This is a genomic window from Billgrantia campisalis (assembly GCF_022341425.1).
GTDB lineage: Bacteria > Pseudomonadota > Gammaproteobacteria > Pseudomonadales > Halomonadaceae > Halomonas > Halomonas campisalis.
On record NZ_JABFUC010000011.1, the window covers coordinates 98675 to 124102 of the forward strand.

The following is a 25428-nucleotide window of genomic DNA, read 5'->3' on the forward strand; positions in this document are numbered from 1 at the left end:
CCCGCAGGCGCGAGCCTCGCCACTTTGCGCAGGCCCACCCTTGTCACCTACGTTGAGAGTGCTTTCGTGGGACTGGGTGTCCCGTCCACCGGTGCAGGGGGAGTATGTGAGCGATAGCGATCTGGGGTTGATGGATGCCGGCCGACTGAGTGCGCTGTTCTTGTCGGGCGAGGCGTCGCCACTCGAGGCGACACAGGCGGCCTTCCAGCGTATCGACCGCTTCAACGACGCGGTCAATGCCTATGTGTACCTAGACCGGGAGGGGGCCGAGGCGGCGGCCCGCGCCTCCACCCGGCGCTGGCAGCAGGGTCAGCCGCTGAGCCCGATCGATGGCGTGCCGGTCTCGCTCAAGGATTTGACCGAGGTGGCCGGGATGCCGGCGCGCCAGGGATCGTTGACGGTGCCGGACACCCCCTGCCGGCGGGATGCGCCGCCGGCGCGGATGCTGCGCGAGGCGGGGGCGGTGATCCTGGGCAAGACCAACTCCTCGGAGTTCGGCTGGAAGGCGGTGACCGACAACCGGGTCTTCGGCGCTACGGCCAACCCCTGGGATACCCGCCTGACCCCCGGTGGCTCGTCCGGTGGGGCCGCCGTGGCGGCGGCGCTCAACATGGGCGTGCTGCACCAGGGCGGCGACTCGGGCGGGTCCATTCGCATTCCGGCGGCCTTTACCGGGGTGTTCGGCTTCAAGCCCACCTTCGGCTGGACGCCGCAGTGGCCGCCGAGCAAGGAGCCGACGCTGTCGCACCTCGGCCCGCTGACCCGCTCGGTGGCCGATGCCGCCCGTATGCTCAATGTGATGGGACGCTACGATTTTCGCGATCCCTATGCGGTGCGCGGCCAGCCAGAGGATTGGGGGATGGAGCTCCATCAGGGGCTGCGTGGGCTGCGCATCGCCTATTCGCCGGACCTGGGCTATGCGCAGGTCGACGCCCAGGTCGCCGAGCGGGTGCGCGAAGCGGCACATCGGCTCACCCTGCTCGGCGCCGAGGTCGAGGAGGTGGACCCGGAGATCGACTCCCCGCTGGATACCTTCCAGAAGCTGTGGTTCACCGCCTCGCTGGTGGTCTGGGAGGAGCTCGACGAGCGTCAGCGCGAGCTGCTCGACCCGGGCCTGGTGGCCGATGCGCGTCGCGCCGAGGCCTGGCGCGCCGTGGACCTGTTTCATGCCCTGACCGAGCGGGCCCGGCTGACCGAGCGGCTCGAGCACTTCAACCAGCGCTACCACCTGCTGATGACGCCATCCGTGGCGATCGAGCCCTTCGCGCTCCACCATACCGTACCGCCCGGCAGCGGCATGCGTGACTGGGAGGAGTGGGCGAGCTTCTCCTATCCCTTCAATCTCAGCCAGCAGCCGGCCGCCTCGGTGCCCTGCGGCTTCACCGATGCCGGCCTGCCGGTGGGTTTCCAGCTGGCGGGCGGCAAGCATGACGATGCGCGGGTGCTGCGCGTCTGTCACGCCTTCATGGCGGCCTATCCACCGCGCTTTCCCGACTGTCCCGATCCTGGGCGGCCCTGAGCTCGGGTGACCTGAGCCGGGGCCCGACACGGATAGCCGGTGCCGCGGGGCTTACCGAGCCGGAAAGGTCGTCGGCGATCAGCGCCTGCCAGTCCTTTGCCTCGCCAAGGTGGCCATATGCGGTATGCTGAAACCACAATAGCTTGCAAGGAAAGACCGATGTCAGATCAAACCCCTTTCGCCGCCACCCTGAGCGCCATCGATGCCCTCCACGCGGAGGACCCCCGCCGGGTGGAGGTCGACGGTGACTCCGTTCCCCTGGAGCTGTGGCACGCCGGTCGCATGAGCGCCTGGCTGGAGCAGCTGGTGGCAGATGCCGATGAGCTGACCCAGATCGCCGTGCGGGCCCAGCACCTGCAGCGCTGGCAGGTGCCGCGCAGCGAGTACCCGGAAGGCCGGGTGGGCTATCTCACCTGGCGGCGCGACCAGGGCAAGCGGGCCGGTGAGACCACCGCCCGGCTGATGCAGGAGGCCGGCTATTCGGCCGATCAGGCGGAGCGGGTGGCGCAGATGATTCGCAAGCAGGGCCTGGGCCGGGATGCCGGTACCCAGGCGGTGGAGGACTGCGCCTGCCTGGTATTCCTGGAGAACTACTTCGCCGACTTCTCGAAGCAGGTCGACCACGATCATTTGATCCGCATCGTGCAGAAGACCTGGAAGAAGATGTCGCCGCGGGCACACGAACTGGCGCTGGGTCTGCCGATGAGCAAGGAGGCGCGCGGGCTGGTCGAGGAAGCCCTGGCGGGGTGACACCGCTTTTCTGAGCATTTGACAAACCGGCCGAGGCGACCTAGATTCACGATTGCCAATGATAATTGTTATCATTAAATCGTGTGATCAAGGAGGTCGCCATGACGTACTGCGCCAATACTCGGTTCAAGGGAGCCAGCCCCGCGCTGCAGGTCTGCGATGCGACATCGGGCTCGGTACGCCTGGCCTGGCAGTCCCCCCGTCCTGACTCGGCGCTCAGCGAAGCCGACCAGGCGCTGTTGCAGCTGCGTCGGGACGAGGCCCTCCATGAGCTGTTTCGCCGGTTGTTTCTGCGGACCACCGAGCAGTATCTCAAGGGCGAGCTCGACGAGCGCGGGCAGCTTCGCCGGCATGGGGGGCGGGGTTGAGCCGTCAGGCCAGCGTCAGGCTGAGACTGTCGCTGGTCTCGCAGGGCTTGCCGTGGCGCAGGGTCAGGCGGCGCTGGCTCAGGTTCATGACCACGGCAAACAGCGTCTCCATGCGCTCGTCGGGGGGCTGGTCGGGATTGAAGTGGCGACAGATCGACATCGGTGCGCCCTGGTGGTCGCTGAGGATCTCGAACAGCCTGGCCTCATCGAGGCTGCCTTGGCTTGCCGATTCGCCGTCCAGCAGGGCGTTGAGCCGCGCCAGCCGGGGGCGGGAGTCGGCCCGCGGGAAGTCCTCCACCTGGCGGGTCGCGGCGGGGGCGTAGAGGTGATTGGTGTGGGTGACCAGGCCGCCCTGCGCCTCGAGCCGGCCGGGCTCGCCGGGCAGCACCTCGAGCCCCAGGGCCTGGCACGCTTCGCTTGCCGGCGGGGCGCTGGCGAGCAGGAAGTGGGCGGGGGAGCAGACCCGGTCGTCGGTGACCACGCGCAGCGCGCTGTCCCAGTCGGGGCTTTCCAGGATCTTGCGCAGGGCGATATGGATCGGCAGCCCCTCGCCGCAGGTCTGTGAGCGAATCGCATTGAGACAGACCCCGATGCCCTGGGCGTTCAGGCCCACCTTGCCGACCATGCCGGCCTCGCCAATGCTGATCAGCGCCGGACGGCCGATCCCCTCGATGCGCAGCACCACCACGTTGTGCAGTTGGTCGGTGCGCCAGTCCCAGTTCTGGGCCAGCCACTGCTGGCCGTCGCGCAGCAGCGCAAAGGCTGAGCAACCGCCGCTGGCGCGGGTCAGGGCGATCTCGCTTCTGCAGTTGAGGGTCAGCACGTCGGTGAAGTCGACGCCGGCGCCGCGGGCGATGCCGTCCATCTCCTCGAGAATCGCCGGGAAGCCGCGTTCGATCATGGCCTGGAAGCGGCCGGCCTCGCGGCGGGCGGCGTCCCAGTCGATGCCGACGAAGTCATGGAACAGCTGGGCGTAGACCGTCAGGCTGTGCTGGATCAAGCGGGCGTGGATCCGGCCGTGGGCCTCGCCGATCATGCGCCGGCTGCCGGATAGTTCGGTAACGGGGAGTGTCACAGGGTAGGCGCCTCCTGATTGGGTGGTTGGCTTCCAGTATAGGAGCCCCGCTAGGGGGGCTGCCTGGTCAGCGTTGAAGTCTCGCCCCGGGCCAAAGCGGCGATCATAGTGTTTGCACAATCAGGGGCTTGGGGTGATATTGAAGCAGGCTAACGTTGGCAGCGGGGGCTTGTATTTTGCGTGCCGCCCTTCCAGATTGGTGACGTGTCCCATCATTGCAACCAGAGCGAGAAAAACAACCATGAAGAAGAGCGTATTGGCGATTGCGATCGCGGCGTCCAGCGTGGCCTTTGTCGGTGCGGCCCAGGCAGAGGTCAAGATCGGCTTCATCGGGGGGTTCACCGGTCCCATCGAGAGCCTGACCCCGCCGATCTATGACGGCGCCCGGCTGGCGGTTCAGCAGATCAATGAGCAGGGTGGCATCCTGGGCGGCCAGACGCTGGTGATGCCCAATGCGGATACCACCTGCAGCGACGCTTCGGCGGCCTCCAACGCGGCGGACCGCATGGTCAACACCGAGAACGTCACCGCCATCGTCGGCGCGCTGTGTACCGGGGCCACCGTGGCCGCGGCCAACAGCGCGGCGATTCCGGGCGGGGTGGTGATGGTCTCGCCGGCCTCCACGGCGCCGGCGGTCACCGAGCTCGATGACAACGACCTGGTGTTCCGTACCGTGCCTTCGGACGCCTTCCAGGGCGAGATCCTGGCCAAGCTGATGCTCGACAAGGGCTTCGACGAGGTGGCCGTCACCTACGTCAACAACGACTATGGCCGCGGCCTGGCGGACGCCTTCGGCGAGGCCTTCGAGGCGGGCGGCGGCTTCCTGGCCGAGAACCTGGCCCACGAGGATGGCCGCGCCGACTACCGCTCCGAACTGGGCTCGCTCTCCGCCAGCGGCGCCGAGACCCTGGTGGTACTGGCCTACGCCGACGGCTCCGGTCAGACCATCCTGCGCCAGGCCTACGAGAGTGGCATGTTCACCCAGTACGCCGGGGCGGACGGTATGGTCGGCTCATCGCTGGTGGAGGCCGTCGGGGCCGACGTGCTGGAGGGCATGATCGCCACCCGCCCGGGTAGCCCGGAGCTTCCCGGTACCGATATCTTCGCCGAGGCGGCGGAGGCGGCGGGCTTCGACCCCAGCGCGGTGTTTGCCGCCCAGGCCTACGATGCCGCCTTCCTGCTGGCGCTGGCCATCGAGCAGAACGGCAGCGCCGAGCGTGAGGGGCTCTCCGCCGCCCTGCGCAGCGTCGCCACCGCCCCGGGCGAGGTGATTCTGCCCGGCGAGTGGGAGAAGGCCGTGGAGCTGATCGCCGCCGGCACCGAGATCAACTACGAGGGCGCCTCCGGCACCCATGAGTTCGATGAGAACGGCGACGTGCCGGGCGTGGTGGTCGAGATGACCGTGGAAGACGGCGCCTTCGTCAGCAAGGGCCTGGTCGACCTCTAAGCGCTAGCGCAACGCCCTAGCAACGAAAGGCCCCGGCGGGAATGAACCGCCGGGGCCTTGTCGTTGCTGAGGTGCTCTCTAACCGTGGTGCTTGACCTTTTCTGGCAGCAGCCCCTGAGGCGCGAAGCGCAGCACCAGGGTGATCAGCAGCCCGATCACGAACACCCGGGCCTGCAGGGCACGGCTGTCGAGGTTGCTCGGCGGTTCCCAGCCGAAGGCTCCCTCGCCGACGCTCACCGCCAGCTGCATCACAAACAGCGCCAGAGGCTCGGACATGATCCAGATGATGTAGACCGCCACGGCGCCGAAGATGGTACCCAGGTTGTTGCCGGGCCCGCCCAGGATCACCATCACCAGCACCAGGAAGGTGTGGTTGAGCGGCAGATAGCCGTTGGGATCGAAGATGCTGTTGAAGGAGGCGAGCGCCCCGCCGCCGATGCCCATCAGGATGCAGCCGAGCACGAAGATCTCCAGGCGGCGGCGGTTGATGTCCTTGCCCATGGCCGCGGCGGAGATCTCGTTGTCGCGGATGGCGCGGATCATGCGCCCCCAGGGAGCGTGGTAGGCGCGGTGCAGCAGGAAGAAGATCACCGCGATCATCAGCGCTGTCACCGAGAGATACAGCGCCCGGGCCAGGGTGAAGCCCAGCTCGCTGGGCCCGGGGGTCGGCCAGGGCAGCGGCGAGACGGTGGCGGTGCCGCGGGTCAGCCAGTCGGAGTTCTTGAGAAACGCCTTGATGATCTCGGCGATGCCCAGGGTGGCGATGGCCAGGTAGTCGCTGCGCAGCCCCAGGCAGATCTTGCCGATGAAGTAGCCGATGCCGCCGGCCAGTGCCCCGCCGACCAGCCAGCCGGTCCAGGCCGGCAGGCCCAGGCCGCCGATGAAGCCGGCCCGGGACTGGATCTCGCCGGTGACCCCGCGCAGCAGGCTGATCACCACCAGGTAGAGCACCACGGCGAGGGCCACGGCGATCACCGTGCGCAGCTTCTTCGGCACGCCCAGGCGGTCGAGCTTGGTGGCGCCGTAGACCAGCATGGCGGCCGCGGCGCCGTAGAGCAGCACCCGGCCGAGTTCGCCGGGCAGCTCGGTGCCCCAGAAGGCGTCGTTGACCGGTACGCTGAACAACATGGCGCAGAAGCCGCCCAGGGCCACGAAGCCCATCACCCCGGCGTTGAACTGCCCGGCGTAGCCCCACTGGATGGTCAGCCCCAGGGCCAGGATGGCGTAGCAGGAGGCTTCCACCAGCATGCGGGTGCTGTAGGCGGTGCCCATCATGGCATAGACGCCCAGCACCACCGCCAGCAGGGCGGTGAACAGTACTACCTCGCGCAACGGGAAGCGGGAGGGTGCGGCGACGCTATCGGCGCGCTGTTCGCTAGGTTGCTGTGTGCTCATCAGATCACCTTACCCTTGAAGATGCCGGTGGGGCGCCACACCAGGATCGCCACCAGGATGAAGAAGGGCACCACGATCTTGTACTCGGTGCCGACGAAGGCCAGGTTGCGCGGCAGTTCCAGCCACTCGGGGAAGTGGTGGGCGATGGGGCGCAGCAGCACCGACCAGTTGAATACCGCCAGGGTCTCGGCGAAGCCCACCACGAAGCCGCCGGCGATGGCGCCATAGGGGTGGCCCACGCCGCCGACGATGGCCGCGGCGAAGATCGGCAGTAGCAGGAAGAAGCTCAGGTCGGGCTTGAAGGTGACGTCCAGCGACAGCAGGGTGCCGGCGGTGGCGGCCAGGCCCCCGGCGATCACCCATGTCACCGCCACGATATGGTTGGTGTTGATGCCCGAGGCGCGGGCCAGGTCGGGATTGTCGGACATGGCGCGCATCGCCTTGCCCAGCCGGGTGCGGCTGAGAAAGAGGTGCAGGCCCACCACGCAGGCGATGGTCAGCACGAAGAGGATGACCTGCGGCTCGGTGACGATCACCGGGCGGGTGGCCAGCTCGAAGGGCAGCTCCAGGCGGTAGATCTCCTTGCGCTCCCCTCCCAAGTAGAGGTTCTGGGCGCTGGTGCCGGCGAACAGGCGGATCAGGCCCTGCAGCATCAGGGTCACCCCCAGCGAGCCGATGACCATGACGATGGGCTTGACGCCGTGGGCGCGCAGCGGCTTGTAGAAAGCCTTGTCGATGCCCACCGCGAGCAGCGAGGTGAGCACGATCGCCAGCGGCAGCATCACCACCGGGGTGGGCAACCCGACCACGCTGCCGACGCCGGGGAAGGCCAGCGTCAGCAGCAGCACCATGAAGGCGCCGAAGGTCATCATGTCGGCGTGGGCGAAGTGGGCGAAGCGCATGATGCTGAACACCAGCGTCACGCCGATGGCGCCGATGGCGTAGATCGAGCCGGTCACGCTGCCGGCGACGATCACATTGTTGATGAAAAAGACGAGTTCATTCACGACGGTTTCTCTCCCATGCTCCCCGGCGTTCTAGCCGCCGAGGAAACTCCTGGCCACTTCCGGGTCGGCCAGCAGCGCGGCCCCGGTATCGGTGAAGCGATTCTGGCCGGCGGCCAGCACGAAGCCCTTGTCGGCGATGGCCAGCGCCTGCTTGGCGTTCTGCTCGACCATCAGGATGCCCACGCCGGCGGCATTGATCGTTTTCACGCGCTCGAAGATCTCGTTCATGTAGAGTGGCGAGAGGCCGGCGGTGGGCTCGTCGAGCAGCAGCATCTCGGGTTCGGCCATCAGCGCTCGGCCCATGGCCACCATCTGGCGCTGGCCGCCGGAGAGCTCGCCGGCCGGCTGGTGGCGCTTGTCATAGAGCGGCGGGAAGAACTCGTAGACTTGGCCCAGCATGCGCTTGACGTTGTCGGGCTTGAGAAAGGCGCCCATCTCCAGGTTTTCCTTAACCGTGAGGCTCGGGAAGACGTTCTTCTCTTGGGGCACGAAGCCCATCCCCTTCTGCACCAGCTTGTTGGGCGGCAGGTTGTGGATCGGCTCACCGCGCAGCAGGATCTCGCCCTGGTTAACGGTGAGCAGGCCGAAGATGGCCTTGAGCATGGTCGATTTGCCGGCGCCGTTAGGGCCGACGATCACACCGATTTCGTCGGCCTCGACGGCCATGTTCACCCCGTTGAGGATGTTCATGCCGCCGTAGCCGCCGTGCACATCGCGTGCGTCGAGTAGTGGCATTGTGAAGTTCCAGCGTAGTCTCGTTATTCGTGTTGTGGTCAGGCCCGTGGCATCAGGCGACGTTGGAGCCAAAGTAGGCTTCGATGACCTCGGGGTTGTTGCGAATCTCGTCGATGGTGCCTTCGACCATCACGCTGCCCTGGGCCAGCACGATCACCGGGTCACATAGTCGGCCGATCATTTCCATGTCGTGCTCGATGACCAGGAAGGTGTAGCCCATCTCTCGGTTGAGCCGTTCGATGTTGCTGACCAGATCCCCCAGCAGGGTGCGGTTGACCCCGGCGGCGATCTCGTCGAGCAGCACCACCCGGGCGTCGGTCATCATGGTGCGGCCCAGTTCCAGCAGCTTCTTCTGGCCGCCGGAGAGGTTGCCGGCCAGCTCGTTGCGCACGTGGTGCAGGCCGATGAACTCGATCACCTCCAGGGCCCGCTGGCGAACCTTGGTTTCCCGCTGGCGTACCAGGCCGGGCTTGAGCCAAGCGCTGAACAGGTTCTCGCCGTCCTGGGCGGGAGGCACCATCATCAGGTTCTCCAGCGCGGTCATCTGGGAAAACTCGTGGGCGATCTGGAAAGTGCGCAGCAGGCCCTTGTGGAACAGCTCGTTGGCGGGGCGGTTGGTGATGTCCTCGCCGTCGAGCAGTACCTGGCCGCTGTCCAGCGGCAGGGCCCCGGCGATGATGTTGAACAGCGTCGACTTGCCGGCCCCGTTGGGGCCGATCAGCCCGGTGATGGAGCCCTGCTCCACCTGGATCGAACAGTCGTTGATGACCTTCAGACCGCCGAAGGCCTTGTGGACGTGTCGCACGTCGATGATGGCAGCCATAGCGTTGTGCCCAGTTCCTTTGCGGAGTTGGTTGTTATATGGCACCCGTCCTGCCCAGCGGGCTGGCCGGGACGGGTGCGTGTCCGTACTTTGGCCACCGCTCGTGGGGGTGGCCGCTGCCGGCGGGCCGGCCTACTGTTCCTGGCTGTGGTCGATCAGGAAGGTGCGGCCGGCGGCGAAGGCGCCGACGATCACCAGGGCCCCGATGGTCGGAATCAGGTAGCCCTCGATCTGCGGAATGCTGCGCAGGAACACGAAGGCCACCGCGGCCGGGGCCACGAAGCGCACCAGGAACCGCCAGATGGAAAACCAGGTCTCGCTGGTGCGCATCTCCTTCATGACCTCGGCGTGGGTCAGCGCCCAGCCGGCGAATAGCGCGATCAGCAGGCCGCCCAGCGGCATGAAGATATTGGTCAGCAGCTCGATGAAGTCGAAGGCGCTGCGCCCGAACAGGGCGTGGAAGATGGTGCCCTCGGCGTAGATGTTGAAGCTGACCACGGTGAGCAGCCCCAGCGCCCAGCTGGCGACCACCATGGTCGTCACCGCCTGGGGCCGGGTCAGGTCGAAGCGCTCGACCAGGAAGGCGGCCACCGGCTCGATCAGCGAGATCGAGGAACTGATGGCCGCGCCCAGCACCAGGATGAAGAAGACCCCGCCGATCAGCGCACCCAGCGGCATCTCGGCGAAGGCCATGGGCAGGGTAACGAACATCAGTCCCGGGCCCTGCCCCGGCGAGAGCCCGGCGCCGAACACCAGCGAAAAGATGGCAAGGCCCGCCACCATGGCCACGGCGGTATCGACGAAGGCCACCGCCACCGCGGTGCGGGTCAGCGAGGCCTCGCTGGACATGTAGGCACCGTAGGCCATGATCGCGCCCATGCCGAGACTCAGGGTGAAGAACGACTGTCCCATGGCGGCCAGCCAGCCTTCCAGGCTGAGGTCGGCGATGTTGAAGGTGAACAGGAAGCGGGCGGCGGCGCCGAAGTCGCCGTTGGCCACGCCGTAGCCCAATACCAGCAGCAGGATCACGAACAGCGCCGGCATCATGATGCGCAGTCCGCTCTCGATCCCCCGGTGGATGCCCATGGCGACGATCAGGCCCGAGGCGATGATGAACAGGGTGTGGTAGAGGGTGAGCAGCGCCGGCGAGGCCAGCAGGGCGTCGAAGCCGGCGCCGATGGTCTCGGCATCGGCGCCGGACAGCGAGCCGGTGAGCATCTGCCAGGTGTAGTGGATCGCCCAGCCGGCGATCACCGAATAGAAACTCAGGATCAAAAAGGCCGAGGCAGCGCCCAGCCAGCCGATCGACTCCCAGGCCCGCGAGGTGTTGTGGGTGCGGGTCAGGTAGCGCATGCCCATGATCGGGCTCTGGCGGCTGTTGCGGCCGAGCATGGTCTCGGCGATCAGGATGGGGATGCCCACGGCGAAGATGGTCAGGGCGTAGACCAGGATGAAGGCCCCGCCGCCGTTTTCGCCGGTCAGATAGGGAAAGCGCCACAGGTTACCCAGCCCTACCGCGGAGCCGACCGCGGCCAGCAGGAAGGTGCCCTTGTGCGTCCAGACGTTGTGCGTACTCATGGGGGTTCCGACGGTTGGGGTTCAGGCCTTGTGGGCCGGGGTAGCCGGTTTTCAGGTAGAAAAGCCTAACTGTGCCAGATTCCGGTTGCATTGCCAGTGGTCAAGCGTTTAGGGCCCGTTGGGTGGCGCTGGTGACCGAGGCGCGCGATCGTGGATATCACGGCGCCTCGTCCTCCTCGTCGTCATCAGGTTCGTCGGCTCGCGGCTCCAAGGCGCGGGATGCGTCGGGCAGGCGCACCATGTCGCCAAGGGCGAGCTTGCCGCACAGTTTGCGGCGCTCGCCGGAGACCGGGGCGATCAGGGCCACCACCTCGCCGATGCTGGTGCCGTTCACATAGGCCTCGACCCGAATACGCACCACGTACCCCTGGTAGCGGGCCGAGAGGATATCGCCGGGTCCCGGGTCGCTGTGTCCCATCGGGTCTCGCGCGAAGTGGCGCATCACGCTGTCGGCGCCGGGGTCGTCCCACTCCACGTGCTTGTGCATGCCGCTGTCTCCATGCTCGGGATGAACTGCCAAGCGTAGCGTTTTGGCTGCCAAGGCGCACACGAAAACGCCCGCCGGTGGGGCGGGCGTGTCGGGGCCGGGGCCGCTTACTTCTTGCTGGCGCGCTTGCGCTCGTGCTCCTTGAGGAACTTCTTGCGCAGGCGGATATGGTTGGGGGTGATCTCCACCAGCTCGTCGTCGTCGAGGAACTCGATGGCCTGCTCCAGGCTGAACTTCACCGGCGGGGTCAGCACGATGTTCTCGTCGTTGCCCGAGGCACGCATGTTGTCGAGCTTCTTGCCCTTGGTGGGGTTGACCACCAGGTCGTTGGCGCGGCTGTGGATGCCGATCAGCATGCCCTCGTAGACCTCGGTGCCGTGGTCGATGATCAGCTTGCCGCGGTCCTGCAGGGCGTAGAGGGCGTAGGCCAGGGCCTTGCCGTCGACCATGGAGACCATCACGCCGTTGCGGCGCTCGATGGCGGCATCGGGCTTGAGCGGGCCGTAGTGGTCGAAGCGGCTGGTGAGGATGCCGGTGCCCGAGGTCAGGGTCATGAACTGGCCGCGAAAGCCGATCAGGCCGCGGGCGGGGATCATGAAGTCCAGGCGCACCCGGCCCTTACCGTCGGGGTTCATGTTGGAGAGCTCGCCCTTGCGATAGCCCAGCTCCTCCATGATGGCGCCCTGGTGCTGCTCCTCGCAGTCGATGATCACCTCTTCGTAGGGCTCCTGCTTGACCCCGTCGATCTCGCGGATGATCACCTCGGGGCGACCCACCGCCAGTTCGAAGCCCTCGCGGCGCATGGTCTCGATCAGCACCGAGAGATGCAGCTCGCCGCGCCCTGAGACGATGAACTTCTCCGGGCTCTCGCCTTGTTCGACGCGCAGCGCCACGTTGTGGATCAGCTCCTGGTCGAGGCGATCCTTGATGTTGCGGCTGGTGACGTACTTGCCATCCTTGCCGGCGAAGGGCGAGTCGTTGACCTGGAAGGTCATGGAGACGGTGGGCTGATCCACTGACAGCGGCGGCAGCGCCTCCACGGCGTTGGGGTCACACAGAGTGTCGGAGATCGACAGGTCGCTGATGCCGGTGATGCAGACGATGTCGCCAGCGGTGGCTTCGTCGGTCTGCACCCGCTCCAGGCCCATGTGGGTCATCACCTGGCCGACCTTGCCCTTGCGGGGTTTGCCGTCGGTGCCGACCACCACCACCTGCTGGTTGGGCTGCACCGCGCCGCGCTTGATGCGGCCCAGACCGATCACGCCCACGTAGCTGTTGTAGTCCAGCGCCGAGATCTGCATCTGGAAGGGGCCGTCGACCTCCACCTTGGGCGGCTCGACGATGTCGACGATGGCCTGGAACATCGGGCTCATGTCCTCGGCCAGCGCCTCCGGCTCGGGGCCGGCAATGCCGTTGAGCGCCGAGCAGTAGATGATCGGGAAGTCGAGCTGCTCGTCGGAGGCGCCCAGGTTGTCGAACAGATCGAAGATCTGGTCGATGACCCAGTCGGGGCGTGCGCCGGGGCGGTCGATCTTGTTGACCACCACGATCGGCTTGAGTCCCTGATCGAAGGCCTTCTGGGTGACGAAGCGGGTCTGCGGCATGGGGCCGTCCACGGCGTCCACCAGCAGCAGCACCGAGTCGACCATCGACATCACCCGCTCTACTTCGCCGCCGAAGTCGGCGTGTCCGGGGGTGTCGACGATATTGATGTGATAGTCACGGCCGTTGCCGTCTCGCCAGCGGATCGCGGTGTTCTTGGCCAGGATGGTGATGCCGCGTTCCTTTTCCTGGTCGTTGGAGTCCATGATGCGCTCCTGCCCCTCGGCCTTGCGGTCCAGGGTGCCGGACTGGCTGAGGAGTTTGTCGACCAGGGTGGTCTTGCCGTGGTCGACGTGAGCGATGATGGCGATGTTGCGAAGATTCTCGATCACGACGCGATCCTGCTGGGAAAAAGTGGGGACGCATTATAGGGGCTGGGGCGCTGCGGCTGCCACCTTTACCGGTGCCACGCGAGGGGGTTTTCCATCGGGAGGCGCTGGGCCGGTGGCGGCTTGGCACTGCACCGCCTTGATTTGCCGCCGGTAAGTGCTGCCAAGTGGCCTGTCGGTGGGTAAGGCGTGTTGCTGGAGAGGGAGCGGCTCGAGGCCCTGGTATTTCGTGTAGCCATCATTTTGCAGGGGGAAGCTGAGAAAGTCGACAACAGGAATTTCAACCTCCACAGCATTGATACTTTTTTCAACCCAGGGATACACTGGCTTACACTGTAGTCGAGGGCGACTGCTCGTCGAACCGGTGAGCGCCATGCATGGCGGTCGCCTCCCAGGGAGCTCGACTGACCATGCCTACTTGCAGCATCGTGCTAGATGCTCGCCTTTCGGGGGCTCGACTACCTCGCCAACTGGGAACCCTGCACAAGGCCGTGCGCCAGGGGAAACACCAGGGCGCGGTGGAGCTGCTGGTAGTCGATGACACCAAGGATGCGCGGCTTTCCAGCTTGACCCAGCGCTACGGGGTGCGCCTGCTGAGCACCGACGCCATGGCGCTGGGCGGGCGGCTCAATGCGGCCGTGTCGAGCAGCGCGGGAGAGATCCTGATCTTTCCGGGGGCCGCCATCGACCTGTCCCCTGTCTGGGTGACCGACCTGGTCAGTGGGAATCGCTCTGCGGAGTGGGATGCCGTGGTGCTGGGAGCCCATCGCCCCAGCTCGCTGCCCCTGCTGTGGCGGCTGCTGCGTCGCCCCTCACTGGTCGCGGCCTTCTGCGTGACGCGCAGCTGGTTCGAGCGCATCGGTGGCTTCGACCCCGCCCTCGAGGCCGAGGCGTTGCCCGAGCTGCTCAGCCGGCTGCGGGCCTGCCAGGCCCGGGTCGCCAACGGCGAGTACTGATGTCTCGCCGGGCTGCCTGGGGCCGCTGGGTAGCCCAGGTACTCCCGCCCCTCACCGTTTTCCCGCCCAGCAGCGCAGCGCCCGCCATAATGGCGGGCGCTGGGTGAGTGGTTAACGGGGTAAGTCCGGCTCAGTCGTCTTCCGGTACGCCGCCCATGTTCTCGAGCAGCTGACGGTAGTTCTCGGACTGGGCGTGGAGCATCTCGGTGGCCTCTTCTTCCCCGCGGAAGTGCACCGGCATCAGGATGCGCTCTTCGGTGATCTCGATGAAGCGCTCGTCCTGGGTGGCGGCCTCGAGGGCTTCGGCCAGGCGCTCGACGTGGGCGTCCGGGGTGTTCTTGGGTACCACCACCACGCGGAAGTCGGAGGTGTCGAGGTCGTAGCCGGCTTCCATCACGGTCGGGGCGTCCGGGAAGGCGAACAGGCGCTCGCCGTCCATGCCCAGCAGCACCGGCATCTCGCCGGTATCGGCGTAGCCGGAGTGGGTGCCGCCGCTGTAGGCGAAGTCGACGTCGCCGGAGAGGATCAGCGGGGCCATGCCGGCGCCGCCGGAGGTGGGCACGATGCGCAGGTCGAGGCCCTCCTGCTCCATGATGTACTCGATCACCAGGCGGTCCAGGGCGTGCTGGGTGGCATAGCTGGTGCCCGGATTCTCGCGGGCATAGTCGAGCAGGTCTTCCCAGCTGTCGCCGAACGGGCGGTTCTCGCCGGTGACGAGGGCGTGCTGGACGGTGGTGATGCTGGCGACGTAGCGGAAGTCGTCCAGCGAGAATTCGGTGTCGTGGGCGTGCGGTGCGAAGGTGAGGGTGCCGTTGGTGCCCGCGTAGACGAAGGTGTGGCCCTCATCCTGGTTGTGCATCAGGCGAGTCAGCGATACCGCGCCGCCGGCGCCGGGCTGGTTGACCACGTTGACCGGCTGGCCGAGGTTCTCTTCCAGTACGTTGGCCAGCACCCGGGCCTGGATATCGGTGCTGCCGCCGGCGCCGAAGCCGACCACCAGGGTCAGCGGCTTGGACGGGAAGTCGTTGGCCTGGGCCTGGCCGGCGACGCCGAAGGCCATGGCGGCGGAGAGAACAGCGGTGCTCAGCAGTTTCATTTTCATTGTTGGACCTCATTGGTGGCTACGCCTGCGGATGGCGCGAGGCGCAGGGGGGCGAGTGCGGCCGCCGGGTCGGCAGCCGCTTGTCGACTCGCCTTCGCCTGCCCTCTGCCGGGGTTGCCGGCAGACGGCAGGAGCGATCAGTGATGGGACAGTGTGATCATTCGTCTTCCGGCAGCCCGCCCAGCTCCTCGAGCAGCGCCTTGTAGCCTTCCACCTGGTCGCGGAGGGTCTGGGTGACCTCCTCCTCTGGCATCCAGGTCACCGGCATCAGGATGCGCTCTTCGGTGACCTCGATGAAGCGCTCGTCCTGGGTGGCGGCCTTCAGCGCCTCGGCGAGGCGCTCGACGTGGGCGTCCGGGGTATCCTTGGGCACCATGGCCACGCGGATCTCGGCGGCGTTGATGTCGTAGCCGGCCTCCTGCAGGGTCGGTGCGTCCGGGTAGGCCACCAGACGATCCTCGGCCAGGCTCAGAAGCACCGGCATCTCGCCGGTCTCGGCATAGCCGGAGTGGGTGCCGCCGCTGTAGGCGAAGTCGACGTCGCCGGAGAGGATCAACGGGGCCATGCCGGCGCCGCCGGAGGTGGGCACGATGCGCAGGTCGAGGCCCTCGCGCTGGGCGATGTACTCGATGATCATGCGGTCCAGCGCGGTCTGGTTGGCGTAGCTGGTGCCGGGATTCTCCTGGGCGTAGGCCACCAGGTCCTCCCAGCTGTCGCCGAAGGGGCGGTCCTCGCCGGTGACGATGGCCGACTGTCCCAGGGTCACGCCGGCCACGTAGCGGAAGTCGTCCAGGCCGTAGGTGGTTTCGGTGGAGAGCGGACCGAAGGTGATGGTCATGGAGGTGCCGAAGACGAAGGTGTAGCCCTCGTCGGTGCTGTTGGCCAGGCGCGCCAGGGCCACGCCGCCGCCGGCACCCGGCTGGTTGACCACGTTGACCGGCTGGCCCAGCTCTTCTTCCAGTACGTTGGCCAGTACCCGGGCCTGGATGTCGGTGCTGCCGCCGGCGCCCCAGCCGACCACCAGGGTCAGCGGCTTGGTCGGGAAGTCATCGGCCTGGACCTGGCCGGCCACGCCAACGGCCATGGCGGCGGAGAGCACGGCGGTACCCAGCAGTTTCATTTTCATGATTGGAACCTCTTTGGTGCGTTGTTGTGTGGGGGACGTTGGTTGTACTTCTCTTTGGCTCGGCGGCCGGTCATGGGTTCACACTTGCTTGGCCTTGTGCCTTGCCTGCATCCAGCGCCGGTAGCTGGTCCAGCCCAGGTGCAGCACCATCAGCACCGTGAACACGACGAAGGCCAGGGCGATGGGCCGCTCCAGCAGGATGCTGAACTCGCCACCCGACAGAATCACCGACTGGCGCAGGTTCATCTCCAGCATCGGGGTGACGATGAAGGCGACCAGGAAGGTCACGAAGGAGTAGTCGAACTTCTTCAGGAAGTAGCCGAAGATCGCGAAGACGAACACCGTGACCAGCCCGAAGGTGCCGTAGCCCTGCACCTGGATGCCGGCCAGGCAGAGGAAGATCACCACCGAGATCACGATATGCGGCGGCACGCTGGTGACCCTGGCGAAGATGCGCAGGCCGTACCAGCCCACCGCGAGCATCAAGAGGCTGGCGACGATCATGCCCGAGAACAGCGTGAACAGCATCTCCGGATGGTCGCGCAGCATCAGCGGGCCAACCTGAATGCCGTGGATCATGAAGGCGCCGACCAGCAGGGCGGCCGAGACGCTGCCGGGGATGCCCAGGCCGAACAGCGGGATATAGCTGGCGGGGATCACCGCATTGTCGGAGGCCTCGGCGGCGGCGATGCCGTTGGGGTTGCCCTTGCCGAAGCTGTCCGGGTCCTTGGCGCTGCGCTTGGCCAGGCCGTAGGCCATGAAGGCACCCACCGAGGGGCCGAGCCCCGGCAGTGCGCCGACGAAGGCGCCCACCCCGGTGCTCTTGAAGATGGTCGGCAGGGTGCCCTTGAACTCCTGGTAGGAGAGGTCGTCATCGGCGTTCTTGCCGAGCTTGATGACGCTGGCGTCCTTGTTGCGACGATACTCGTCGAGCTGCACGAACATCTCGGCGAGTGCCAGGGTGCCGATCACCAGCGGCAGGATCGGCACCCCCTCCATCAGCTCCGCAAAGCCGAAGGTCAGGCGCATGGCGCCGGTCTCGGGGTCGAGGCCTACGGTGCCGAGGATCACCCCCATGCCCCCGGCGGCCAGGCCCTTGAGGAAGGAGCCCCCCGCCATGCCGGCGATGAACACCAGGGCGAAGATCAGGATGGCGGCCAGCTCGTAGGGGCCGAACTTCAGCGCCACCGAGGCGAAGGGAATGGCCACCGCGATCAGCAGCAGGGTGGCCAGCAGGTCGCCGATCACCGAGGCCAGCAGGCCCACCTTGAGCGCCTTGCGCGGCTTGCCCGAACTGGCCATGGGGTAGCCGTCCAGGCAGGTGGCCGCCGAGGAGGGTTCTCCCGGGGTATTGAGCAGGATGGCCGAGACGGCGCTGCCGGCGGCGGTGCCCTTGGAGAGCCCGATCAGAAAGGCGATGGCGGCATAGGCCGACATGTAGAAGGTCAGCGGAATGGCGATGGCGATGGCGACGGCCCGGTTGAGCCCCGGGATCACCCCGACGATATAGCCGAGCAGCACCCCGCCGAGGATGATGGCGATGGACTCGTAGTGCAGGGCCGCCGCGAAGGAGTTGAGAATGGCGTCGAAACCGATCATGTCATACCACTCCGATGCGCATCAGGTGAGCCGTCAGGCCGTACAGGCCGGCGGTGGGGATGGCGGCGGTCAGCACTACCACGTACCAGCGGCGCTCGCCGAGCAGCAGCAGCAGGCCGCCGATCAACAGCGGCGCCACCCAGGTCAGCGGGAAGCGGTCGATTAGCACGATAAAGCCGAGCACATACAGAAACGGCCACGCCTGATGCCAGAGGTGGCCGAGATCGGGGGTGGCAACGATTGATTCGCCGCGGCGCTTCAGGGCGATGGCGCTCACCACAGTGAGAACGATGGAGCAGCCGAGGATCAGCCAGGCGCCGAGGGTGGCCAGCCGCTGGGGCTGCATCCCGAAGGCGAAGCCGCTGCCGCCGTAGGTGGGGATGATCCAGGTCAGCAGCATTACCGCGAGGGCGGCAACACCCAGCCCAGACCAGAAATTCTTGCGTGGCATATCAGTCATGAGAGGTACGTTGTTGGAAGTTGTCGTCGTGAATGGAAGGCCGCGTGGCTCACGGCGGCGCCGAAATAGCACTTTTTATTGAATATTGGCTTGCTTGAATGCTGTTTTGCTACATATCGCAGTGTCGTTGGACGGTATCCTCTGCCTTCGTCCCCCTCAAACCCTGGATTAAACGAAGTATAAACGCTTTTGCTTGATCGTGGTCCTTGACCTTTTGTTCAGGATGGTAATGCGCCATGGCGCAGCATGGGCAATTTTTTTTGCACGGAAGTGGTGCTTTGGTGGATTTATAGCACCAAAGTGGTGCATTTCCCGAGGTCGTCAGGGGCGGCTGAGCGCGGTGCGTTACGCCACGGCCCAGTTCAGGTGCAGAGCAGGCGATTAAATTGGGCTTTTTTTTCAGTTGGTTGGCTTGAGTGTCGGCGTTTGTGGTGCGGTCTTGGCACGCGGCCTGCATTGTATTGGGCAGCGCCATGTTCGTGCATGGTGGCCGTGGGCAGCTGGCCTGCGGCGTGCTACAACATTTGCTGGGACGAACCAGCGCTAGTGGATCACTCGCCAACGAATCGAGCCAAGGCTCTAACGGAGGACAGCATGTCAGCCAAGACTCTCGCCCTGATTGAAGAACATGATGTGAAGTGGGTAGACCTGCGCTTCACCGACACCAAGGGCAAGGAACAGCACGTCACCATCCCGGCGCGCGATGTGGATGAGGAGTTCTTCGAGAACGGTCAGATGTTCGACGGCTCCTCCATCTCCGGTTGGAAGGGCATCAATGAGTCGGACATGATCCTGCGTCCGGAAGATGGCACCGGCTTCCTCGACCCGTTCACCGAGGATGCCACCCTGGTGCTGCGCTGCGACATCATCGAGCCGGCCACCATGCAGGGCTATGAGCGCGACCCGCGCTCCATCGCCAAGCGCGCCGAGGCCTACCTGCAGTCCAGCGGCCTGGGTGACACCGCCTTCTTCGGCCCGGAGCCGGAGTTCTTCATCTTCGACGAGGTTCACTGGAAGGCCGATATCGAAGGCGCCATGTACAAGATCACCTCCGAGGAGGGCGCCTGGTCCACCGACCGTCAGGTCGAGGGCGGCAACCTCGGTCACCGTCCGCGGGTCAAGGGTGGCTACTTCCCGGTGCCCCCGGTGGACAGCTTCCACGACATCCGCGGCGCCATGTGCAACACCCTGGAGGCCATCGGCCAGACCGTCGAGGTGCACCACCACGAGGTGTCCAACGCCGGCCAGAACGAGATCGGCGTCAAGTTCAACACCCTGGTGAAGAAGGCGGACGAGCTTCAGGAGATGAAGTACGTGGTGCACAACGTGGCCCACGCCTACGGCAAGACCGCCACCTTCATGCCCAAGCCGCTGGTCGGTGACAATGGCTCCGGCATGCACGTCCACCAGTCCTTCTGGAAGGAAGGGGTCAACCAGTTTGCCGGTGACGAGTACGCGGGTCTCTCTGAGATGGCGCTCTACTACATCGGCGGCATTATCAAGCACGCCCGGGCCCTGAACGCCTTCACCAACGCCTCCACCAACTCCTACAAGCGTCTGGTGCCGGGCTTCGAGGCGCCGGTGATGCTGGCCTACAGCGCCCGCAACCGCTCCGCCTCCATCCGTATCCCCTACACCGCGAGCCCCAAGGGCAAGCGCGTCGAGGCCCGCTTCCCGGACCCGACCGCCAACCCCTACCTGTGCTTCGCGGCGATGCTGATGGCCGGTATCGACGGCATCAAGAACAAGATCCACCCCGGCGATGCCATGGACAAGAACCTCTATGACCTGCCGCCGGAAGAGGGCAAGTCCGTGCCTACCGTGGCCGAGAGCCTCGACCAGGCGCTGGCGGCGCTGGATGCCGATCGCGGCTTCCTGACCGAGGGTGGCGTCTTCACCGACGACATGATCGATGCCTACATCGAGCTCAAGATGGAAGACGTGGAACGCATTCGCATGACCACGCATCCGGTCGAGTTCGACATGTATTACAGCTGCTGATCCGGCCGGCCGCGCCCCGGCGCGCGCCGTACCGATTCGGTTACAGGGGTTCCGCCACGGCGGAACCCCTTTTTGTCTTACACTCTCCAAGAAACAGGGCGGCGGCCGGGGGTGACGAGGGCCGGCCGCCTGATGCAGATATGTGTCAGTGCCTGGGTGGCAAGGGGATCGACAAAGAGGAGTCCGGTATGAGCAAGGCGTTTGCGTGCGTGGTCCTGGGATTGATGATGACCACATCATCGGCGCTGGCCACGACCATCTATCGCACCACCGATGCCCAGGGCAACGTGACCTTTACCGACCAGCCTGATCGCGGTGGCGAGGCGGTCGAGCTGGCGCCGCTGACGGTGGTGCCCTCGCGGGGCGAGGTTCGCCGGGCAGAGCCGGCGCGGGTGGAGGGCCGTGAGGCGTCGCGTCCCGATCAGCCACCGGGGCAGCCCTTCATGCCCTACGACACCTTCCGGATCGTCTCGCCGGGCCATGAAGAGACCCTGCCCGTCGGCTATGCCGGCGATGTCGAGGTGGTGTTGGCCATCGAGCCGGCACTTCGCGAGGATCACCGGGTGCGGCTGCTGGTCGACGGCGAGGTCAGTCAGTCGGCCATGCACACCAGCGCCTTCATGCTCACCGGCCTCTACCGCGGTGAGAGCGTACTGCAGGCCGAGCTGCTGGATGCCAGCGGCGAGGTGCGTCACCGCACCGAGCCGGTGATCCTCTATGTGCATCGCGCCAGCGTCAATCTGCCCCAGAACCCCAATCGTCCCGATTAGCTCGCCTCGCGCTGGGCTCCCACCTGCGTCGCCCTCATCGTGCGCCCATTCGAGCCATGCACTATTGTGGTGCATTAGTCCCGGCTACCGAGGCACCGAAACGGCGCCAGGCCGCTGAACCGGCGGTTGGCGCGCTTCTTGCTTATTCCTGACGGAGTACCGTCGCCGTTGCCTGACAGCGCCGGTCCAAGCGCCGCTTCATGAATGCCCAAGGGGAGCACGAAGTGGGTGCAAGCGTCTCTTTAGGAACCACCACCATGTACCAACGCCTGATGGAACATCTCACCACTGCGGTGCTGCTGCTCGATGATGGCCTGCGGCTGAGCTGGATGAACCCGGCCGCCGAGGCGCTGCTGGCGGTCAGCCTGGGGCGGGTCAAGGGGGTGCCAGTGGCGTCGCTGGCCGCCGATGACGATGGCATGGTCGCGGTGCTGGCCAAGGCCCGCGACGACTTTCACCCCTTCACCCAGCGGGAGGTCAGGCTGGCGCTGGTTACCGGGGCCACCATCACCGTCGACTACACCGTGACGCCCCTCTCGGCCCAGGAGCTGCTGGTGGAGATGGAGCCCCGCGACCGGCTGCTGCGTATCTCCCGCGAGGAGGCGCTGCTCAACCGCCAGGAGGCAATCAAGGTGCTCTCCCGCGGGCTCGCCCATGAGGTCAAGAACCCGCTGGGGGGCATCCGGGGCGCCGCCCAGCTGCTCGAACGGGACCTGCACGACCCGTCGCTGGCCGAGTTCACCCATATCATCATCGAGGAGGTCGACCGGCTGCGCGATCTGGTGGATTCGATGCTGGGGCCGAACCGGCTTGAACGGCATGAGCCGCTCAATGTGCACAAGGTGCTCGAGCGGGTGCGCGCCCTGCTGATCGCCGAGACGCCCGAGGTGCAGATCGGCCGCGACTATGACCCCAGCCTGCCGGATTTCCCCGGGGACGAGGCGCAGATGATTCAGGCGGTGCTCAACGTGGCCCGTAACGCCGTGGAAGCCATGGCCGCGGCGGGGACCCAGGCGCCTAGCCTGCTGCTGCGGACCCGCGCGCGGCGGCAGTTCACCCTGGGCGCCGAGCGGCACCGCCTGGTCTGCGAGGTGGCCCTGATCGACAACGGTCCCGGCATTCCCCAGGCGCTGCAGGAGACCCTTTTCTATCCCATGGTATCGGGCCGGGCCGACGGCAGTGGACTGGGGCTTTCCATTGCCCAGGGCATTCTGCACCAGCACCAGGGGCTGATCGAATGTGATTCCCGCCCCGGCCACACCGAATTCCGACTACTGATTCCGCTGGAGAAGCGCCATGACTGACGTCGCACGCGTGGTGATCGTCGACGACGATCGCGCCATTCGCTGGGTGCTGGAGCGTGCCCTGGCCCAGCCCGACCTCGAGATCGAGTGCATCGAGCGCGCCGACAAGGCCCTGGGACGCCTGCTGGATGACCCGCCCGACGTGCTGGTCACCGATATCCGCATGCCTGGCATCGACGGCCTGGATCTGATGTCGCGGGTGCGCGAGGTGCACCCCGACCTGCCGGTGATCGTGATGACCGCCCACTCCGACCTCGACAGCGCCGTGGCCTCCTATCAGGGGGGGGCCTTCGAATACCTGCCCAAGCCCTTCGATGTCGACGAGGCCCTGGCGCTGGTGCGCCGCGCCGTGGCCCATGCCCGGGAGCGCAAGCGGCCGGTCAGCGTACCGGAAGGGCTGGACGCCGAGATCATCGGCGAGGCGCCGGCCATGCAGGAGGTGTTCCGCGCCATCGGCCGGCTGTCGCACTCGCATATCACCGTGCTGATCAACGGTGAGTCGGGCACCGGCAAGGAGCGGGTGGCGCGCGCCCTGCACCAGCACAGTCCGCGCGCCGGCCAGCCGTTCATCGCCCTGAACATGGCGGCGATTCCCCGTGACCTGATCGAATCCGAGCTGTTCGGCCACGAGAAAGGCGCCTTCACCGGCGCCACCGCCCAGCGCCAGGGGCGCTTCGAACAGGCCGATGGCGGCACCCTCTTCCTGGACGAGATCGGCGACATGCCCGCCGAGACCCAGACGCGGCTGCTGCGGGTGCTGGCCGACGGCGAGTTCTACCGTGTGGGCGGCCATACCCCGGTCAAGGTGGACGTGCGTATCATCGCCGCCACCCACCAGAACCTGGAGATCCTGGTAGAGGATGGTCGCTTCCGCGAGGATCTCTTTCATCGCCTCAACGTGATCCGGGTTCACCTGCCCAAGCTGGCCGAACGGCGTGAGGACATCCCGCGCCTGGCGCGCCACTTCCTGGCGGAGGCGGCCAAGGAGCTGGCCACCGACGTCAAGGTGCTGACCGCCGACGCCGAGGCGCACCTGACCCGCCTGCCGTGGCCCGGCAACGTGCGCCAGTTGGAGAACACCTGCCGCTGGCTGACGGTGATGGCCTCGGGGCGCGAGGTGCTGGTGGAGGACCTGCCCCCCGAGTTGCGCGAGCCTGAAGCCGTGGACGGCGCCACCGGCGACTGGCGCACCGCCTTTCGCCACTGGGCCGATCGCGCCCTGGCGGCCGGCCATACCCACCTGCTGGAGGAAGCCGTACCGGACTTCGAACGTATCCTCATCGAAACGGCTTTGAAACACACCGGTGGGCGCAAGGGGGAGGCCGCCGAGCTGCTGGGCTGGGGGCGCAACACCCTGACGCGCAAGCTCAAGACGCTGCTGCCGGCGCTGGCGGAAGGGGACTGAGGAAGCCGTCCCGCTCTCCAGAGTCTGCGAACGTATCCTCATCGAAACCGCGTTGAAACACACTGGCGGGCGCAAGGGCGAAGCCGCCGAGCTGCTGGGCTGGGGGCGCAACACCCTGACGCGCAAGCTCAAGACGCTGCTGCCGGCGCTGGCGGAAGGGGAGTAGGGGCTGGGCGGCGGCGGTCGGGGCTGCCAGAATGGGGCTCTCAAGGAGAGATACCCATGACGCAGATGACCTGGCAGCGGCTGCTGGACCCCTCGCGGCTGCACGGGGAGCGCAGCGGGCGCGACGAGATCGGCCGCAGCCCCTTCCACAAGGACCACGACCGGATCGTCTTCGCCGGCTCGTTTCGGCGCCTGGGGCGCAAGACCCAGGTGCACCCGCTCACCGACAACGATCATATCCACACCCGCCTGACCCACTCCCTGGAGGTGGGCTGCGTGGGCCGCTCGCTGGGCATGATCGTCGGCGAGGGGCTGCGCGCGCGGCTGCCGGCCTGGATCACGCCGGCGGACCTGGGTGTGATCGTCCAGGCCGCCTGCCTGGGCCACGACATCGGCAACCCGCCCTTCGGCCACGCCGGCGAGTACGCCATCCGCGACTGGTTCAAGCGTGCCGAGGCCGACGGCAGCGGCCTGCTGGAGGGGCTTTCCGAGCGCGAGCGGGCCGATCTGCTGACCTATGAGGGCAACGCCCAGGGCTTTCGCATCGTCACCCAGATCGAGTACAACCAGTTCCGCGGCGGCATGCGCCTGACCACGGCGACCCTGGGCACCCTGCTCAAGTATCCCTGGACCGTGGAGCACGCTGGCGCGGCCGGCAAGTTCGGCAGCTACCAGAGCGAAAAGGCGCTGCTGGCGGAGGTGGCACAACGGCTGGGGTTGCTGCCGCGCGGCGAGGGGCGCTGGTGTCGTCATCCGCTGGCCTGGCTGGTGGAGGCGGCCGACGATATCTGCTACGCCCTGCTCGACCTGGAGGACGGCCTGGAGATGGGCATCCTGCGCTTCGAGGAGGTGGCCGAGGTGCTGCTGCAGATCGCCGGCGATCCGCCGCCAGACTATGCCACCATGCAGCGCCAGGGGGTATCCCAGCGCCGGCGCATCGCTGCCCTGCGCGGCGCGGCCATGGAGCGGGCGGTCAATGATGTGGGGGCGGTGTTCGTCCAGCACGAGGCCGAGCTGCTGGCCGGTACCCTGCAGGATGACCTGCTGGAGCTCTGCCATCCCGATCTGGGCTGGGGGGTCAAGGCGGCCAAGCAGCTGGCCCGCGAGCGGATCTTCCAGAACGAGCGCAAGGCCAAGCTGGAGATCGGCGCCTACACGACCCTGGGCATCCTGCTGGAGGCCTTTATCGGCGCCGCCCACGAGCTGCACCACACCGGTAGCTCGAGCTTCAAGCATCAGCGGGTGCTGGCGCTGATCGGTGAGAACACCCCGCTGCCGTCCTGGTCGCTGTATGCCAGCTATCGGCGCATGCTCGACTTCATCGGCGGCATGACCGACCACTATGCGGTGGACTTGGCCCAGGAGATGGGCGGCCGGCTGAAGGGGGACTGACCACCCGCCTCGGCGCATCGCCGGTTTCGACGG

At 66.6% G+C, this 25428-nt stretch carries 22 protein-coding genes and 1 pseudogene; 11 read left to right on the forward strand and 12 right to left on the reverse strand.

The annotated features are described in order from the left end of the window. Window positions 1–106: 106 nt before the first annotated feature. From HOP52_RS13960 to HOP52_RS13970, 3 genes are all read left to right on the forward strand, one after another. Entirely contained in the window at window positions 107–1519 is a 1413-nt protein-coding gene (locus tag HOP52_RS13960) for an amidase (protein ID WP_238978008.1), read from the forward strand. Window positions 1520–1678: 159 nt separating this feature from the next. Then, window positions 1679–2269, forward strand: a complete 591-nt coding sequence (locus HOP52_RS13965) for a DUF4202 domain-containing protein (protein WP_238978009.1) — start codon at window positions 1679–1681, stop codon at window positions 2267–2269. A 101-nt stretch (window positions 2270–2370) separates the two neighbouring features. After that, on the forward strand, window positions 2371–2637 hold the full coding sequence (locus HOP52_RS13970) for a hypothetical protein (protein WP_238978010.1): 267 nt from the start codon (window positions 2371–2373) through the stop codon (window positions 2635–2637). Between the two features lie 4 nt (window positions 2638–2641). On the opposite strand, the gene HOP52_RS13975 is transcribed toward HOP52_RS13970, so the two are convergent. After that, window positions 2642–3712, reverse strand: a complete 1071-nt coding sequence (locus HOP52_RS13975; protein WP_238978011.1) for a C45 family autoproteolytic acyltransferase/hydrolase — start codon at window positions 3710–3712, stop codon at window positions 2642–2644. A 241-nt stretch (window positions 3713–3953) separates the two neighbouring features. Between HOP52_RS13975 and HOP52_RS13980 the strand changes: the two genes are divergently transcribed. Beyond that, window positions 3954–5159, forward strand: coding sequence for an ABC transporter substrate-binding protein (locus tag HOP52_RS13980; RefSeq protein ID WP_238978012.1), 1206 nt, complete (start codon window positions 3954–3956; stop codon window positions 5157–5159). Between the two features lie 78 nt (window positions 5160–5237). On the opposite strand, the gene HOP52_RS13985 is transcribed toward HOP52_RS13980, so the two are convergent. The 7 genes from HOP52_RS13985 to typA form a co-directional block, all read right to left on the reverse strand. Continuing rightward, complete coding sequence (locus HOP52_RS13985; RefSeq protein WP_238978013.1) at window positions 5238–6554, reverse strand: branched-chain amino acid ABC transporter permease; 1317 nt, start codon at window positions 6552–6554, stop codon at window positions 5238–5240. Next, a complete protein-coding gene (locus HOP52_RS13990) occupies window positions 6554–7561 on the reverse strand; it encodes a branched-chain amino acid ABC transporter permease (RefSeq protein WP_238978014.1) in 1008 nt (335 codons plus the stop codon). The genes HOP52_RS13985 and HOP52_RS13990 overlap by 1 nt, the downstream gene beginning before the upstream one ends. A 30-nt stretch (window positions 7562–7591) precedes the next feature. After that, the gene (locus HOP52_RS13995) at window positions 7592–8296 is read right to left on the reverse strand and encodes an ABC transporter ATP-binding protein (RefSeq protein WP_238978015.1); all 705 of its coding nucleotides are present in this window, start codon (window positions 8294–8296) and stop codon (window positions 7592–7594) included. Between the two features lie 52 nt (window positions 8297–8348). Then, complete coding sequence (locus tag HOP52_RS14000; protein ID WP_238978016.1) at window positions 8349–9119, reverse strand: ABC transporter ATP-binding protein; 771 nt, start codon at window positions 9117–9119, stop codon at window positions 8349–8351. Window positions 9120–9251: 132 nt separating this feature from the next. Further along, on the reverse strand, window positions 9252–10697 hold the full coding sequence (locus HOP52_RS14005; protein WP_238978017.1) for a sodium-dependent transporter: 1446 nt from the start codon (window positions 10695–10697) through the stop codon (window positions 9252–9254). Window positions 10698–10854: 157 nt separating this feature from the next. Beyond that, the gene (locus tag HOP52_RS14010) at window positions 10855–11184 is read right to left on the reverse strand and encodes a hypothetical protein (RefSeq protein ID WP_238978018.1); all 330 of its coding nucleotides are present in this window, start codon (window positions 11182–11184) and stop codon (window positions 10855–10857) included. Window positions 11185–11291: 107 nt separating this feature from the next. After that, the gene (typA, locus tag HOP52_RS14015) at window positions 11292–13118 is read right to left on the reverse strand and encodes a translational GTPase TypA (RefSeq protein ID WP_238978019.1); all 1827 of its coding nucleotides are present in this window, start codon (window positions 13116–13118) and stop codon (window positions 11292–11294) included. A gap of 407 nt (window positions 13119–13525) precedes the next feature. On the opposite strand from typA, the gene HOP52_RS14020 reads away from it, so the two are divergent. Further along, entirely contained in the window at window positions 13526–14071 is a 546-nt protein-coding gene (locus HOP52_RS14020; protein WP_238978020.1) for a glycosyltransferase family A protein, read from the forward strand. A 130-nt stretch (window positions 14072–14201) separates the two neighbouring features. On the opposite strand, the gene HOP52_RS14025 is transcribed toward HOP52_RS14020, so the two are convergent. From HOP52_RS14025 to HOP52_RS14040, 4 genes are all read right to left on the reverse strand, one after another. Beyond that, window positions 14202–15173 (reverse strand): Bug family tripartite tricarboxylate transporter substrate binding protein, encoded by a 972-nt coding sequence (locus tag HOP52_RS14025; RefSeq protein ID WP_238978021.1) that lies wholly within the window; start codon window positions 15171–15173, stop codon window positions 14202–14204. A gap of 157 nt (window positions 15174–15330) precedes the next feature. Then, window positions 15331–16299, reverse strand: coding sequence for a Bug family tripartite tricarboxylate transporter substrate binding protein (locus HOP52_RS14030; RefSeq protein WP_238978022.1), 969 nt, complete (start codon window positions 16297–16299; stop codon window positions 15331–15333). Between the two features lie 78 nt (window positions 16300–16377). Continuing rightward, window positions 16378–17898, reverse strand: a complete 1521-nt coding sequence (locus HOP52_RS14035; RefSeq protein WP_238978023.1) for a tripartite tricarboxylate transporter permease — start codon at window positions 17896–17898, stop codon at window positions 16378–16380. Between the two features lies 1 nt (window position 17899). Next, window positions 17900–18358, reverse strand: coding sequence for a hypothetical protein (locus HOP52_RS14040; protein WP_238978024.1), 459 nt, complete (start codon window positions 18356–18358; stop codon window positions 17900–17902). A gap of 594 nt (window positions 18359–18952) precedes the next feature. Between HOP52_RS14040 and glnA the strand changes: the two genes are divergently transcribed. The 6 genes and pseudogenes from glnA (at window position 18953) to HOP52_RS14070 (ending at window position 25395) form a co-directional block, all read left to right on the forward strand. Continuing rightward, the gene (gene glnA, locus HOP52_RS14045; RefSeq protein ID WP_238978025.1) at window positions 18953–20359 is read left to right on the forward strand and encodes a glutamate--ammonia ligase; all 1407 of its coding nucleotides are present in this window, start codon (window positions 18953–18955) and stop codon (window positions 20357–20359) included. A gap of 188 nt (window positions 20360–20547) precedes the next feature. Further along, window positions 20548–21129, forward strand: a complete 582-nt coding sequence (locus tag HOP52_RS14050; RefSeq protein ID WP_238978026.1) for a DUF4124 domain-containing protein — start codon at window positions 20548–20550, stop codon at window positions 21127–21129. 257 nt (window positions 21130–21386) lie between these two features. Continuing rightward, window positions 21387–22433: a nitrogen regulation protein NR(II) gene (gene glnL / locus HOP52_RS14055; RefSeq protein WP_238978027.1), complete on the forward strand. Its 1047-nt coding sequence runs from the start codon at window positions 21387–21389 to the stop codon at window positions 22431–22433. Continuing rightward, complete coding sequence (gene glnG / locus HOP52_RS14060; RefSeq protein ID WP_238978028.1) at window positions 22426–23838, forward strand: nitrogen regulation protein NR(I); 1413 nt, start codon at window positions 22426–22428, stop codon at window positions 23836–23838. Before glnL ends, glnG begins: the two co-directional genes overlap by 8 nt. Next, window positions 23837–24004, forward strand: a pseudogene (locus HOP52_RS14065) (helix-turn-helix domain-containing protein); the annotation flags it as partial. The gene glnG and the pseudogene HOP52_RS14065, both read left to right, overlap by 2 nt. Window positions 24005–24060: 56 nt before the next feature. After that, window positions 24061–25395: a deoxyguanosinetriphosphate triphosphohydrolase gene (locus HOP52_RS14070; RefSeq protein WP_238978029.1), complete on the forward strand. Its 1335-nt coding sequence runs from the start codon at window positions 24061–24063 to the stop codon at window positions 25393–25395. Window positions 25396–25428 lie beyond the last annotated feature (33 nt).